A 15,126-nucleotide genomic window follows, 5' to 3' on the forward strand; every position below is an offset into this window, starting at 1 on the left:
GTGACGGACACCACCCATTCCAAGCAGCAGACGCGCCCGCGCAACGACGGCTTGCGTCTCGCGCAGCAATACGCGGCGTTGCCCGAAGACCGGCGCGCGCTGTTTCGCGCGCGCGCGCATGCCCAGGGACTGGATACCGCGGCGCTGCCCGCCGTGCCGCTCGAACCGCGTCCCGAACGCTTCCCGCTGCTGCCGGCGCAGGAGCGCCTGTGGTTTCTGTGGCGTCTCGATCCGGCGCATGCCGGCTATCACATCGCGCATACGCTGCGGCTCACCGGCGCGCTGGACGTGCCTCGCCTGCGGCGCGCGATCGACGCTTTGCTGATGCGGCATGAAGCATTGCGTTTGCGTTTCGATGCAGGCGACGGCGTGCCCACGCAATATGCAGTGCGCGAAGCGGCTTATGGATTCGTGCAGCGGGATCTTTCAGCCGAGGCCGATTCTTCTAGGCTGACCGCTGAGTTGCAGGCCTTCGCCAACGCACCGTTCGATCTGGAAAACGGTCCGATCGTGCGGGTCGGTCTGTTCGACACCGCCGCCGATTGCCGCGTGCTGCAGATCGTCGTGCATCACATCGTCGCCGATGCGTGGTCGATGGACGTGCTGTTCCGCGATCTGCTCGCGCTGTATCGCGGTGAGGACCTGCCCGCATTGCCGGTGCAGTTCGCCGACCTCGCGCTGTGGCAACGCGAATGGGTCGCGCTCGACACGTTCGACCGGCAGATCGCGCATTGGCGCGAGCGGCTCGACGGCGCGCCTCGCGCGATCACGCTGCCACGCGACGTGCCACCCAAAGCAACCCGTTCGCACGATGGCGGCCGCGTGCGGCTCAGTCTGCCCGCGACGTTCGCGCAACCGCTGCGCGAGATTGCGCGCCGCGAGCGCACCACGCTCTTCACGCTGCTGCTGGCCGCGTTCGACGTGCTGCTGTACCGCTACTCGGGACAGCGCACGGTGGTGGTCGGCGTGCCGTCGGCCGGCCGCGAGCGGCGCGAGAGCGAAGCGCTCATCGGCTTTTTCGTCAACACGCTGATCGTGCGTGCGGACCTCGACGGCGCCGCGCCGTTCGACGCGCTGCTGCGCGCGCTGCACGAGCGCGTGCTCGACGCGCAGGCCAACCGCGACGTACCGTTCGCGCAACTCGTGAAGGCGCTCGATATCGAGCGCAACCCGGACAGCTCGCCGCTGTTTCAGGTGATGTTCGATCTCGCCGTCGATACGCACGACACGCGCACCGGACACGCCGCGGATGGGCTGCTGGCGGAGTCCATCGTCGATGTCGCGACCACCGCGCGCTTCGATCTCGCGCTGAACGCGCGGGATCGCGGCGCGGATCAAACGGTGGATTTCGCGCTGACTTATGCCTGCGACCGTTTCGTCGAAGCGACCGTACAACGCATGCTCGCCGATTACATCGCGTTGCTGGAGCAGATTGCCGCGCAGCCCGAGCGGCGTGTCGGAGATTTGACCGCTTACCGGAACGCGCCGCTGGAAGGTGAGGGCGGGATGCAGCCGGGTCGCGAGCCTGCTGCGGCGTTCGCCGCCGCGCATGAGCGCATCGCTGCCCGCGCGCGACTCTGTCCGACGCGTGTGGCCTTGCGCTGCGAAGGCGCCTCGCTAAGTTACGCGGAACTCGACAACTGGTCCGACGCCATCGCCCATGCGTTGCGCGGCGACGGACTCGCCCCCGGTGAACGCGTCGGCCTGTTGCTCGAACGCTCGCTTGCCCTGCCTGCTGCGCTGCTAGGCGTGCTGAAAGCGGGCGGCGCGTTCGTGCCGCTGGACCCGGAATACCCAGAAGCGCGTCTACGCGCGATGATCGGCGATGCGGGCGTGACGCGAGTCGTCGTGGACGATACGACGCGCGAGCAATGGCGCGACATGCTGACGCCGTTGCGGGCGTTTTCCGCACACGCGGCGCGAGCGGTAGATCACGAAGCGGCCCGCGTTAACGACACCCATTGGCCGGTCCAACCCGACGCGCTCGCCTATGTGATCTACACATCCGGTTCGACCGGCACGCCGAAAGGCGTCGCCATCTCACACCGCTCGCTCGCGCTGCATCTCGACGACTTTCTGCACGATCATCGCATCGTCGAGACCGACGTCGTGCTGCAATCGTCCACGGTCAATTTCGATGTCGCGTTGCATGAACTGCTGCCCGCGCTGATCGCGGGCGGCCGGGTGGCGATGCGCGGGCCGCGTGCGTGGGAACTGGACACGCTGAACCGGACGCTGATCGACGAACGCGTGACCTTCGCGCGGATTCCGACGGCGTTGTGGCAGCAGTGGCGCATTGCGCTGCCGCCGGCCGCCGAGATCGCCCTGCGGCAGATCACCGTGGGCGGCGAAGGCTTGCCCGGCGACGCGTTGCAGCGCTGGTACGAGGGTCCGCTCGCGCATGTCGCCGTCGACAATCTGTATGGGCCGACCGAAACGACGGTGGCCGCGCTGCATCATCCGGTGACGCGCGACGATGTGAATCACGCGATCGTCGCAATCGGCCGGTGTTATCCGTCGCGCCATGCGTATGTCGCCGATCTCGACGGCAACCGCGCGCCGGATGGGGCACTCGGCGAGTTGTGCATCGGCGGGGCGACGCTCGCACGCGGTTATCTCGGACGCGCCGGGCTGACCGCCGAACGCTTCGTGCCCGATCCGTACGGCGCGCCCGGATCGCGCGTGTATCGCAGCGGCGACTTGTGCCGCGCCCGGCCGGACGGCACGATCGATTTTTTGGGGCGGCTCGACCAGCAGGTCAAACTGCGCGGCCATCGTATCGAACTAGGCGAGATCGAAGTCGCGTTGCGGCGCATCGAAGGCGTGCGCGAAGCCATTGTCGAATTGCGCGGCGACGGCGCACACAAACGCCTGATCGCCTACTTCACCGGCGACGCTGCTCCGGCGGCGGTACGCGATGCGCTGGCCGGCACGCTGCCGGCGTCGCATGTGCCGTCCGTCTGCGTCGCGCTCGCCGTGCTGCCGACCTTACCGAACGGCAAACTCGACCGCCGCGCGTTGCCCGAACCCGACGACCTCGCGGACAGCGTCGCGACGCCGCCCGAAGGGCCGCTCGAAACCGCGTTGCTGGCCGTCTGGCAGACCGTGCTGGGACGCGACGAAGTGGGCGTCACGGACAATTTCTTCGCGCTCGGCGGCGATTCGATCTCGAGTCTGCGAGTGATCGCGCAGGCGCGCGCGGTGGGGTGGATCGTGAGCGCGCGCCAGGTGTTCGAGCATCCGACCGTGCGCGCGCTCGCGCGGGTCGCGCGAGCGGTCGATAAAGACGACGCCAGGGCGGCCGAGATTTCCGGCCCGCTCGATGCGCCGCTTGCGCCGATGCAGCAGTGGTTTTTCGAGCGCTTTGCACACGCGCCGTCGCGCTGGAATCAGGCGGTGTTGTTGCGCAGCGCGGAAACGCTCGATGCCGACGCATTGCAAGCTGCGCTGGCCGTACTGCTCGACGCACACGACGCACTGCGTGCGCGCTTCCGGCGCGATCCGCAAAACGGTGCGTGGACGCAGACCATCTTGCCCGCGTCGCCCGCGCTTGCCGCCGGTCTGCTGCACGTGGAAGACCTGCGCGGGTCGCGCGACCCCGCAGCCGCGATCGAAGCGCTTGCGGAGCGCATCCACGACAGCCTGAATCTCGCCGATGGACCGTTGCTGCGCGCCGCGTGTATGGCGACGCCGGATGGTTCGCGTCTGCTGCTGGTAATTCACCATCTCGTGGTGGACGGCGTGTCGTGGCGGATCCTGCTCGACGATCTGATGAACGCGTATGAAGCGGCGTGTCGGCCGGGCGCAAAAGCGGCGCTGGTGAAGCCTGCTACACAATGGGCCGACTGGACCCGTCAACTCGCGGACTACGCGAATCTGCCCGAGCATCTGGGCGAGATGGCGTGGTGGCAAAAGCATCTCGGGCAGGCGCGGGCGCTACCCGTGGCCGCCAGTGCGCCCGCTGGGAGCGAGTCGCGGCATCGTGACTGGAGCCTCGACGCAGCGGCCACGCGCCGTCTCACCGACGCCGGTTGGCGGATCGACGAGGTGTTGCTGGCCGCGTTGACGCACGCCTGCGCGGAGCATTTGCCGGCAGTGCCAGTCATTGTCGAAATGGAAGGGCACGGTCGTGGCGAACAGGTCGCCGGTGTCGATCTGAGCCGCACGGTCGGCTGGTTCACCACGCAATACCCGCTGCGCTTTGCGGCACTCGCCGATCCCGAAGCAACGCGCCGCGCGATTGCGCGCACGCTGCGCTCGGTGCCCGCCGACGGCCTTCACTACAATCTGCTGCGCTACGCCGGTTCGGCTTCGACGCGCGAGGCGCTGGGTGCGCTGAGCGGCGCCACGATCGGCTTCAATTATCTGGGCCGCTTCGAAGAGCGCTTGAGCGAAGGCCGCTTCAGTTTCGCGCCCGAGCATAGCGGTCATGGCACGAGCGGCAGCGTGGCGAGCGGACCGCGGCATCTGCTGGACCTGAACGGACTGATCGCAGACGGTTCCCTGAAAGTGGACTGGAGCGCGGCGGCGGAGGTCATCGACGCAGCGCTACTGGAACGGCTCGTCATGTCGTTCGACGCGTATTTGCGGGGGTTCGCGGAGCGTGCGGTCACGGAAAAGAGCGAGAACGAGCCGCCTCTACGCGCAACGATGCCGCTCTTCGCCGGCCTGACCGCGAACGTGTCCGCAGCCACCGACCAGCCGACCGCTCATCCCGCGTTCGACGTCTGGCGGCAGCGCTTCTACACCGAAGCCAGACTATGTTCCAGCGACGACCCGACGTTGCAACCACTCAACGCGAGCGGCGCGCCGCTAACGCTGTTCTGCTTCTATCCGGGCTTCGGCATGATCGGCGAATACCGGTTTCTGGCGGCCGCGCTACAAGGCGTCGCATCGGTGATTGCGCTACGCTCGCCGGGCTTCGTGGATAATGCGGACGCCGCGAGCGCGGACCCGTCGTCGTTCGAAACACTCGCGGATGCATGCGCCGAACGGCTTCTGCATGTGCAACCCGCCGGGCCGTTCAGGCTGCTCGGCTGGTCGCTGGGCGGCAGGCTGGCGGTCGCCGTGGCGGCGGTGCTGCGCGCTCGCGGTCACGCGGTCGATTTTCTCGGGCTGCTCGATACGGCCACCCGCACCGGCGAGTTGCCCGAAGCGGCCGACGTGGACGAAGGACTGTCCGCCTGGCTCGACGCGCAAGCCGACGGCGAACGTCTGCGTGCGCTATTCGATCGCACGGCGGAACTGGATGGGCTGCATTACCGTCTGCGAGTCGCCCACGAGTTGCCGCATGTCGATGTGCCGCTGACGTTCTGGCGCGCGGCGCGCGACACGTCGGCCGCACGCGAACGCGACTGGCGACCGGTCACGAGCGGCAGCTTCGAGGAGATCGGGATCGACGCCACGCATAGCGGCATCGTGCTGCATCCGGCGTTGCACGAGAGCGTGACGCGCCGCTTGCGCGCGCTGGTTGAGCAAAACGGACAGCACGCAGCACGTAGCGAATGAACCTCACTATTTGATAAGGCCACGTTTCGTCATGCAGGCATCCGGCGACCAGTCACTTTATTCGTTGAGCAACGTCGATTTTGCAATCGGCGACAAGCAGTTGCTGCAGGGCATCACACTCGAGATTCCCGCGGGCCAGGTGGTCGGCCTGATCGGCCATAACGGCTCGGGGAAGACGTCGCTGATGCGCCTGCTCGCGCGTCTGCATCAGCCGACGGGCGGCACGATCCATTTCGACGGCGAGCCGCTCGCGAGCTGGCCGCATCGCCGCTTCGCGCAGCAGGTCGCGCATCTGCCGCAATACACGCCGGCCACCGACGGTCTGCTGGTGCGCGAACTGGTCGCGCTGGGCCGCTATCCCTGGCATGGCGCGCTCGGCCGCTTCACCGCAGACGACCACGAGCGCGTGAACGAAGCGATGGCCTGGACCGACGTCGCCCATTACGCGGATCGTCCGGTCGACAGCCTGTCGGGCGGCGAGCGTCAGCGCGTCTGGCTGGCGATGCTGATCGCGCAGAACAGCCGCTGCGTGCTGCTCGACGAACCGACCTCGGCACTCGACATCAGCCATCAACTGGAAGTGCTCGGGCTCGTGCGCAAGCTGTGCGACGAGCGCGGCATGACCGCGATCGTGGTGCTGCACGACGTCAACATGGCGACGCGTTTCTGTACGCAACTGGTGTCCTTGCGCGGCGGCAAGCTGCTCATGCAGACAGACCCGGCGGAAACCATGCGCTCCGACAACCTCGAAGCCATCTACGGCGTGCCGATGGGCGTGCTGACCGATACGGTGAGCGGCCATCTGATCGGATTCCCGCGATGATCGAGCGGTTCGGTTTGCCGCGCCGCGAGGTGGATGTGGCGCGGCGGCGCTGGTTGGCGCGTGGTGGCGCGCTTGGGCTGGCTGCTGCACTGGGCGGCGGCGGTGGCTTGGGCGCATCTGGCGAGGCGAGCGCACAGCCGGTCCCGGCTTCGAAACCAGGCGCGCCGCATCGCGTGATTACGATGAACTGGGAACTCACCGAGACGCTTCTCGCGCTCGGTGTCGCACCGGTCGGTACGTCGTTGCCCGACTGGTATCGCAGCACGATCGTCGAACCGCCGCTGCCTGCTGGTGTCGCCGATATCGGTTTGCTGTATCAGCCGAATTTCGACGTGCTGCGCATGCTGCATCCCGATCTGTTCATCATCACGCCGGGGCATGCGCCTGCCAGATCGTCGCTGGAACGACTCGCGCCGACCATTACGCTCGGTGCTTATATGCAGAGCCCAACGCCATATCAGGCGCTGTGCGCAGAGACCGTCGAACTCGCCGCTCGGTTGCAACGCCCGGCGCGGGCAAACGATCTGATCGACGCTACCGCGCGCACGACGGAATCGGTGCGCGCGCAACTTGCCGTGCGTGCAGATCTGACGGCGAAGCCGGTGATCGTCGGCGATCTGGTCGACGACCGGCATCTGCGGGTCTACGCACGCGGCAGTCTGTTCGACGAGATGCTGACGAAGCTCGGCGTGAGCAATGCGGCGAATCCGCGTGGCGGGTCAGGCGACCCGGGCAAAGGCAACGGCATATGGGCGACTCAATCCGGTTTCGCGCTGGTGCCGTTGCAACGTCTTGCCGACGTTCAGCAGGCGAGCCTGTTGCATGTCGGCCCGATCGCGCCGGAGATACGCTCGGCGCTACGACGCAACGCGATCTGGCAGGCGTTGCCCGCGGTTCGCGAGCAACGTGTGACGAGCTTGCCGGTTATCGCACCGTACGGCGGCCTGGTGTCGATGCAACGCTTCGCGCGTGCGGTCGTCGCGGCGCTGGACAAGATTGTCAAAGGAGGCGGCGGTGTTGCGTAATCCGACCGCGGATTCCCGCGCCGACACGCCGCGCGATTTCCGTTTTCTGCTGGTGGGCGCGCTCGCGATCGTCGCGCTCGGGTTATCGATCAGCGGTATTCATGGCGAACTGAACGGCGCGTCGTTCTGGTCCACGCTGTTCGCGCCGGACCGCAGCGATCTGCATCAGGTACTGGTGCGCGACAGCCTGCTGCCGCGCGTCGTCATGACGCTGTTGTGCGGCAGCGCGCTCGGTCTGGCCGGCACGCTCGCGCAACAGGTGCTGCGCAATCCGCTCGCGGAGCCGATGACGCTCGGCATTTTTCCCGGCGCGTATCTCGCGCTGATGGTGGCCGAACTGTGGGCGCCGTCGCTGCTCGCGGGTGGCCGCACGGCGGTGGCGCTGGCGGGCGGGGCGCTGGCGATGGGCTGCGTGTTCGGCCTCGCGTGGCGGCAACGCATGTCGTCGCTCGCGGTGATTCTGTCCGGGATGATCGTCAACATGTACTGCGGTGCGATTGCGCTCGCCATCACCATGTCGCATTTCGATCTGTTGCGCGGGCTGATGATCTGGGGCGGCGGGGCGCTCGACCAGACCGGCTGGCAGGAAAGCCGGCAAGTGCTGTGGGGCGTGCTGGCCTGTCTGGTGGCGACGGTGTTGCTGCGGCGTCCGCTCGGCGTGTTCGAAGCCGGCGATTCGACCGTGCAGGGTCTCGGCATCGCGCTGCAGCGCACACGTTTCGCCGCGCTGCTGATCGCCGTCGTGCTGACCGCCTGCGTGGTGTCGGCGGTCGGCGTGATCGGTTTCGTCGGGCTCGCCGCGCCGACGCTCGCGCGCCTCGCCGGCGCGCGGCGTCTCAGGCAACGGCTGGTCTGGGCGCCCGCGCTCGGCGCGGTCCTGCTATGGGCCACCGATGAAATCGTCCGCGTGATCGCGTCGGGCGAACTGTTTTCCGCGCATCTGATTCCGACCGGCACCGTCACCTCGCTGCTCGGCGTCCCGCTGCTGCTGGTGTTGCTGCCACGTCTTCGCACGCAGCCCGATCTGCACTCGGCGGCGGTGGCGCAGGCGGTGCCGGTGCGTCTGCGGCGGCGTTTGCCGTGGGCGCTGGTGGCGCTCGTGGTGGTGCTGGCTTTGTGCTTCGGCGTATCGCGCGGACTCGACGGCTGGGCGATCGTCGATCGCGCAAGCCTCGACGCGCTCATGTTCTGGCGCCTGCCGCATACCGTCGCGGCGCTGGCCGCCGGCGTGCTGCTGGCGATCGCCGGCACGCTTATCCAGCGCGTGACCGCCAATCCTATGGCGAGTCCCGATCTGATCGGCGTGAGTTCGGGCGGTGCGCTCGGCATCGTAGCGGTGCTGTTTCTCGGCTTGACGCCATCGCCGGCGGCGTTGTTCGTGGGCTGCCTCGGCGGGGCGATGGTTACGCTCGCGCTGTTGTTATGGCTCGGCGCGCGTGCGTCGTTCGCGCCTGAGCGCTTCCTGCTGATCGGCGTCGCGGTCAGCGCGCTGTTCCAGGCGATCGTCAGCGCGTTGCTGGCGAGCGGCGATTCGCGGGCCGGTCTGCTGATGAACTTCGTGGTCGGCTCGACTTATTACGTTCAGCCGCCTGCCGCTTACGCAGCGGGTGCGATCGCGCTAATCGCGCTGGTGCTCGGACCGCTAATGTCGCGCTGGCTCGAAACGCTCGGCCTCGGCCCGGCGATGGCGGGAAGCCTCGGCGTCCCGGTGGTGCGCGCGCGGGTCGGCATTCTGGTGCTGGCGTCGGTGCTGACCGCCGCGTCCACGCTGATTGTCGGACCGCTTTCGTTCGTCGGATTGATCGCCCCGCATGTCGCGCGTTATTCCGGCGCGCGCCGGCCGGGTACGCAGATGATCGTCGCGGCGATTTTCGGCGCCTTGCTGATGGGTTTCGCCGAATGGCTGGGCCGTCAGTTGATGTTCCCCGAAGAGATGCCCGCGGGACTCGTCGCCACGCTCATAGGCGGCCCTTATCTGATCGTGCTCACGCTACGCAAAAGCGTCTCCTCGACGTAAAACGCTGCGGCAAATCGCCTTTTTGTGGCAAATCGGCCATGCAACCGCCGATTTGCATCCGGTCCGTTGCAAATGCGAATCATTATCGGTTACTATCCGTTTCGAGATAAATGGCAGCCCGTTGAAGCGCGAAGTTTTTAATGGATTCGCCCGTGTATTTGAAAGCGACTTAATGCTTTCAAATCACTGTCTCGATACGGCGGAATGTCATGCCGTATTAGTCCGATGACGACCTGGACGGTCACCCGATCAATAAAACAGGCACGCCCGTTTATATTCAGATCATTTGAAATAATCGGGTTTGTGGCTTTACGCGGAACTGCGTCGATCACGATGAAAATAAGCAAAGACCTGAGCCGCCGCGCGCGGCATGACACCATCTTCGCCGCCAGACCGGGGCTCACGCCGATTACGCTCGCTCTGCTCGCGATCTGGGCCGGCCCGGCGCTTGCCCAGGAAAGCACGGGCACGAATAACGGCACCAGCGGCAGCGCCACCAGCACGAGCACACCCGGCACGACCACGAACGCCGCGCCGAACAGTTCGCTGAAGCCCGTGATCGTGACGGCTGCGCCGGATGCGACGACCGAAGGCAGCGGCTCTTACGCGGGACGCACGGCCACCATCGCCGGTCGCACGGAACAGCCGATCAAGGAGATTCCGAATTCGGTTTCCGTGCTCACGCGCCAACGCATGGACGACCAGAATCTGACGACCATTCAGGACGCGTTGAAATACGTCACCGGCGTCGAGTCGATCGATTACGGCGACGGCACCGCCTACTTCAAGGCGCGCGGCAACATGCTCGGCGTGGAATTCGACGGCGTGTCGATCGTCGGCGGTCTGCAATATTTGCAGCAGTTCGATCTCGCCATGTACGACCGCATCGAAGTGATCCGCGGACCGTCGGGCGTGATGGACGGCGCAGGCGAGCCGGGCGGTACCGTGAACCTGGTGCGCAAGCGTCCGCAGGACCAGTTCCATGTGTCGACGGAAACGCAGGTCGGTTCGTACGGCAGCGTGCGTCAGATGATCGACGTCACGGGGCCGCTGAACAAGGACGGTTCGCTGCGCGGCCGTGCGGTGCTGGTGGGCAGCGACGGTCTGCAATCGGTCGACGGTACGCGCAAGAAGGAAGTGATGGCGTATGGCGCGCTCGACTACGATTTCGATCCGCGCACGACGCTGTCGTTGTCGGCGGGTTATCAGATCAATCCGATCTCGGGCCTCGACTACGGCGCGGCCGGTGTCGTCAATAACGACCAGACGGCACTGATCGGCCGGGTGCCGAGTTCGTACACGCAGAACTTCAGTCCGAGCTGGAATTACGCTTATACCTCGCTGCAGGAAGCCAACGCGAATCTCGTGCATAAGTTCGAGAACGGCTGGAAGTCGCAAACCACGGTGTTCTACCGCCACGAGTTAAGCACCGCGGACTATGCGTACGCCGGTCCTTACTCGACGCAGAACGGCCTGACTTATTACGGCGATCAGCGTCAACGCAACACGTACGACTGGTTCGGCGCGGACACCAACGTGTCGGGTCCGGTCCGCGCATTCGGTCAGACGCACACCTTCACGATCGGCGCGAATTACTCGTTGATGTCGTCGACGGCCGAGTCGGGTTACGTGGCGCTCAACGGTCCGTTAGATGGCGAAACCTACAGCCTGTACGATCCGAACTCGGTGCCGAAGGTGGACGTGCCGTTCACGTACGGCGCGAACAATCGCACCGAGCAGTACGGGGTCTACGCGCAGGGCCGTATCCATCTGACGACGCCGCTGCAACTGGTGCTCGGCGTGCGTGAAGCGTTCTACCAGCAAACTTCGCAGACGATCATTCCGACGGCGTCCGACTGGAGCACGGTGGCGCAACTGAACCATCGCTTCCTGCCGTCCGCGGGGCTCGTGTACGACCTCAGTTCGGCGATGACCGCGTATGCGAGTTATTCGAAATTCCTGAGTGCGCAGACGGAGACGACCTACACCGGCGCGGGTATTCAACCGCGCACGGGCGATCAGTTCGAAGTGGGTTTGAAGACCAGCTTCCTGAACAACCGCTTGCAGACCACCGCGGCCGTGTTCCATATCAACGACAACCATCGTGCCGTCACCGACCCGGATCATCCGACCGGCGACATCGCGGGCGGCAAGTCGACCGACGAAGGGTTCGAGCTGGAGATTACCGGCCAGCCGTTGCCGAACTGGAACGTCTATGCGGGCTACACGTACCTGAACGTCAACTACGAGAACGACGCGCCGGATCTGACCGACGGCACGGATCCGAAGCATCTGTTCAAGCTGTGGACCAGCTACAGGTTTACGCAAGGCATGATGAACGGCGTGACGATCGGCGGCGGCATGCTCGCCCAAACAGCGATTACGCGCGGCGTGCAGCAGGGCGGTTATGCGATCTTCAACGCGCAGGCCGGGTATCGCTTTAACAAGCACGTAGAAGCGACGCTGCAGTTGAACAACATCTTCAATCGCGGTTATTACATCCGTCCGCCTGGCGAGTTCTACAGCGTGTTCGGTGATTCCCGCAACGTGATGCTGACCGTTCGATCGGACTTCTGATCCGGGCTTTGCGCAGTCGAACTGCGCGAAGCGACATCCCGCTCAACCCCGCCCGGGTCGATGTTCTTGATGGAACCTCGGCCAAGGCGGGGTTTTGTCATTTATAACGCATCGATTGAGCGTTTTCCCAACGCGATCGACGCGCTTCTCGCATGAACTGAAACAGTTAAAAACTTGACAAGCATGCAGTAGGAGCATTAATTTGTCGGAATGCAAACCATTCTCATTTGTATTTCAGAATTCTGACAGCCGTGTCTCAGAGCGTTCGTTGGCGGCTTCACGAGTCACGACGTTCGTCCAGCGCCGAAGCGTGCAGCGGTCTTATCCGCTTCGACGCTTGCCGGTATCCACGCGGTGCCCTGGCCGGTCGGGCCGCACCGCACTTCATCGAGTCAGCCGCAGGAATTTTTCGCCATGACGCAAGCAACGCCTTTACTGTTCGATTTCGCGCCGTTCGTCGGCCACAGTGAACGCTATGTCGACCTCATCAAGCAGTTTGCTGCTGCACAGGCATTCCGCAGCGCCGAAGTCAGCGAGCTGGTGCTCGACGACGACTACCATCGTCGACCGTTGCGTCCCGAGGACTTCGAGTTCCTGAAGTTCGCCAAGCCGGTGCGCACGCACAACGTGAGCCGTCTGCCGTCGCTGGCCGCGAACCGCACCTTGCTGTCTATTTACGAACTCGGCGTCGCGCGTTTGCCGCGTACGATGGACCGAGTGGAGTGGGCCCGTTTCGGCGATTTCTATCGCGACGACGTGCAGGTGCAGGGCGCGCAGATTGCGCCGTTCCTCGAAGCGTATGCATTCGAATATCTGGTGCAGGACACCGCTCAGGACACCGCGCAAACGCTCGACGCGCTGGCTACGGCAGCGCGTCTTTCGAACCTCGTCGAAGCCGAATCCGCTTTCTGGGATCAAACGTTTGCGCGTCTGCTGCGCAACGACTATCTCGAGGAAGGCCTGCGTTTCATCATGGTCCAGCGTTGGGCACTCGCGCCTTCGAAGCGTCATGCGTTGACGCGTGCCGCGGCGAGCGGCCTGTTCGACATGCTGCCCGCGGCGCTGCGGCCGGCGCTCGACGGCGGCGAAGCCAACGCGGCGCTGTACGAGCGGGTCGCCGCATCGTGCGGCGTGACGCGTCAGCAGCACGCGTACTGGCAGTTCTATCTGCCGACCAGTCTGGCGAAGTGCAACCTGCTGTATGCGCTCGCACGGCGGCCGGATCGCGCGTTCGGGCTGGTAGGCGCCGCGTTCGCCGCCGAGGCGGAGTGGCTCGCGTTCAGCGCCGCGCTGGAACGCGCTTGCGCGCATCTGAAACCCGCGGGACGTCCGGCTAACGATGCGCAGAGCCGCCAGGCCGCACTCGTGGCGCGCTTCGCGCAGGCGCTGCAATCCATCGGCGATATTCATGGCACGAATGCCTATGCGCAGACCGTGCAGGGCCTCGCCGCCGCGGAGCGTCTTTGCGAACGCGCGCGCTGGGATCTCGGCGAACAGTTGCTCTGGCTTTCGTCGATTCGCCGTTACGTGGCGTTCGCGCATCGCATCAGCACGCGCATCGACGCCGAGTGTCCGGACATCGATCGCGAGACCTTCGTCGAGCCGCTCGAGATGTGCTCGACCACGCACGTGCACAACGATCACCGCCTGGTGACGATTCAGGAAGGCGAGATGCTGTTCTGGGGCAACGTCGGCATGCAACTCAAGATGAACGTCGGCGACATGGTGTTGATTCCCGATGGCCGTCTGCACGGCTCGACGGTGCTGTCGGGCGAATGCACCTATCACCAGCCGATCATTCCCGACGACTGGGTTCAGGCACTCGTCGCCGAACTCGATGCGCAGGCTCCGGCCTGACGCTTCTTCATGAACCGCACGATGCCTGGGCGTCGTGTCGCGTTCCGCGGCGGAGCGCCCGGCACAGGGCGCCTGCCATTCCCCCGCAAGCCGCTTTCACTGGTCCGCCGCGCGCCCGCGTGGCCCGGTACGTTCGTCGCATGACGCGAGCGAACGTGTGACGAACGAGGATATCGACGATGCGAACAAATGATGGAACGGTGCACGACGGGCGAGGCGCCGCGAACCCGCAGACCACGGAGCTCACGGCATTCACGCCAGCTGCGCCCGCTCCCGAAGGCTTCGATGCAGGCGACTGGAAAAGCCGCGTGATCGCCGGCCGCGCGAGCGGCGCTGACGCGCGGCCGCCCGCGTGGCTCGACGCGTCGTACGAGAGCTTGCGCACGCAGGTGATGCACCCGGACTATCCGTGTTTCTTCGGCACGATGGCCGAGAAACGTGGCGAGATGTTCTATTCGTACGTGAACGGCAAGGACATCGGCGATCTCGCCGCGACCATGCAGACCTTCGCGGAACTGGTCTCGCTGCCGCAATACCGCAAGAACAACATCGCCGTGTTCTTCGAGCCCGATGAAGTCGCGCTGCCGCACGACGCGTATCAGGCGCTGTTCTGGCAGATTCTCCAGCATCTCCACGATGTCGATCCCGATCCGCAGGCGGACGCGCAACCCGATCCGTCGAGCGAGGACTGGGAGTTTTCTTTCGCGGGCGTGGAGACCTTCGTCGTCTGCGCGTGCCCGTCGTTCCGCGCGCGCCATAGCCGCAATCTGGGGCCCGGCATGGTGCTGCTGTTCCAGCCGCGCAGTGTGTTCGTCGACACCATCACGAACAAGGTGATCGGTCGCGAGGCGCGCAATCAGGTGCGAAAACGGCTGGAAACATGGGATGAAATCGGTGCGCACCCGGACCTCGGTTTCTTCGGCGATCCGGGCAATCTCGAATGGAAGCAGTACTTTCTCGACGATGCGAACGTCGCCGCGGAAGACCGGTGTCCGTTCCTGAAGCGGAAGAAGATGGCGGCGCAAGCGGTTGTTGCGCCTGCAACAAGCGCGACGAACCGGCCTGCTCGCGAGGTCGGGCATGCGCAAGAAAGTCGCGAGGCATGGTGGCATCAGAAGCCGGCTTCATCGCCCGCTCATTCGCTCAGCCCGCGTCCCACGCGGCCGGCCGCCGAACGCCGCTTCGCGCCGCAAGGCGAGCGCGCATTGCGCAAGTACGAAGACGAGTGACGTGGCGTTCGTGGACGGCGTGCGACTACGTGGCAAAGCTGTCGCAACTATGGGCGAAGCGTAATCGGATGGAACGAAGCGGGCATTTGC

At 65.4% G+C, this 15,126-nt stretch carries 7 protein-coding genes; all 7 read left to right on the plus strand.

All coding sequences use genetic code 11. The features are described from left to right. Window positions 1–5,508 carry a non-ribosomal peptide synthetase gene (locus FQ746_RS11830; protein WP_144109534.1) on the plus strand — a complete coding sequence of 1,836 codons (5,508 nt, stop codon included), beginning with the start codon at window positions 1–3 and terminating at the stop codon, window positions 5,506–5,508. A 31-nt stretch (window positions 5,509–5,539) separates the two neighbouring features. Beyond that, on the plus strand, window positions 5,540–6,331 hold the full coding sequence (locus tag FQ746_RS11835; RefSeq protein WP_144109535.1) for an ABC transporter ATP-binding protein: 792 nt from the start codon (window positions 5,540–5,542) through the stop codon (window positions 6,329–6,331). Next, entirely contained in the window at window positions 6,328–7,356 is a 1,029-nt protein-coding gene (locus FQ746_RS11840) for an ABC transporter substrate-binding protein (RefSeq protein WP_144109536.1), read from the plus strand. Before FQ746_RS11835 ends, FQ746_RS11840 begins: the two co-directional genes overlap by 4 nt. Further along, the gene (gene fhuB, locus FQ746_RS11845) at window positions 7,346–9,373 is read left to right on the plus strand and encodes a Fe(3+)-hydroxamate ABC transporter permease FhuB (RefSeq protein WP_260853988.1); all 2,028 of its coding nucleotides are present in this window, start codon (window positions 7,346–7,348) and stop codon (window positions 9,371–9,373) included. Before FQ746_RS11840 ends, fhuB begins: the two co-directional genes overlap by 11 nt. Window positions 9,374–9,706: 333 nt before the next feature. Then, entirely contained in the window at window positions 9,707–11,950 is a 2,244-nt protein-coding gene (locus FQ746_RS11850; RefSeq protein ID WP_144109537.1) for a TonB-dependent siderophore receptor, read from the plus strand. 414 nt (window positions 11,951–12,364) lie between these two features. Beyond that, window positions 12,365–13,807 (plus strand): peptide synthetase, encoded by a 1,443-nt coding sequence (locus tag FQ746_RS11855; protein WP_144109538.1) that lies wholly within the window; start codon window positions 12,365–12,367, stop codon window positions 13,805–13,807. Between the two features lie 179 nt (window positions 13,808–13,986). Beyond that, a complete protein-coding gene (locus tag FQ746_RS11860) occupies window positions 13,987–15,036 on the plus strand; it encodes a YqcI/YcgG family protein (protein ID WP_260853989.1) in 1,050 nt (349 codons plus the stop codon). The last annotated feature ends 90 nt before the right edge of the window (window positions 15,037–15,126 follow it).

Origin of the sequence: Paraburkholderia sp. BCC1886 (genome assembly GCF_900996245.1) — a bacterium.
GTDB lineage: Bacteria > Pseudomonadota > Gammaproteobacteria > Burkholderiales > Burkholderiaceae > Paraburkholderia.

Excerpts from the sequence above, each read along its gene's own strand:
- FQ746_RS11860 (WP_260853989.1), top strand. The coding sequence starts at position 13,987 with ATGCGAACAAATGATGGAACGGTGCACGACGGGCGAGGCGCCGCGAAC.
- FQ746_RS11840 (WP_144109536.1), top strand. The coding sequence starts at position 6,328 with ATGATCGAGCGGTTCGGTTTGCCGCGCCGCGAGGTGGATGTGGCGCGG.
- FQ746_RS11850 (WP_144109537.1), top strand. The coding sequence starts at position 9,707 with ATGAAAATAAGCAAAGACCTGAGCCGCCGCGCGCGGCATGACACCATC.
- FQ746_RS11855 (WP_144109538.1), top strand. The coding sequence starts at position 12,365 with ATGACGCAAGCAACGCCTTTACTGTTCGATTTCGCGCCGTTCGTCGGC.
- FQ746_RS11835 (WP_144109535.1), top strand. The coding sequence starts at position 5,540 with ATGCAGGCATCCGGCGACCAGTCACTTTATTCGTTGAGCAACGTCGAT.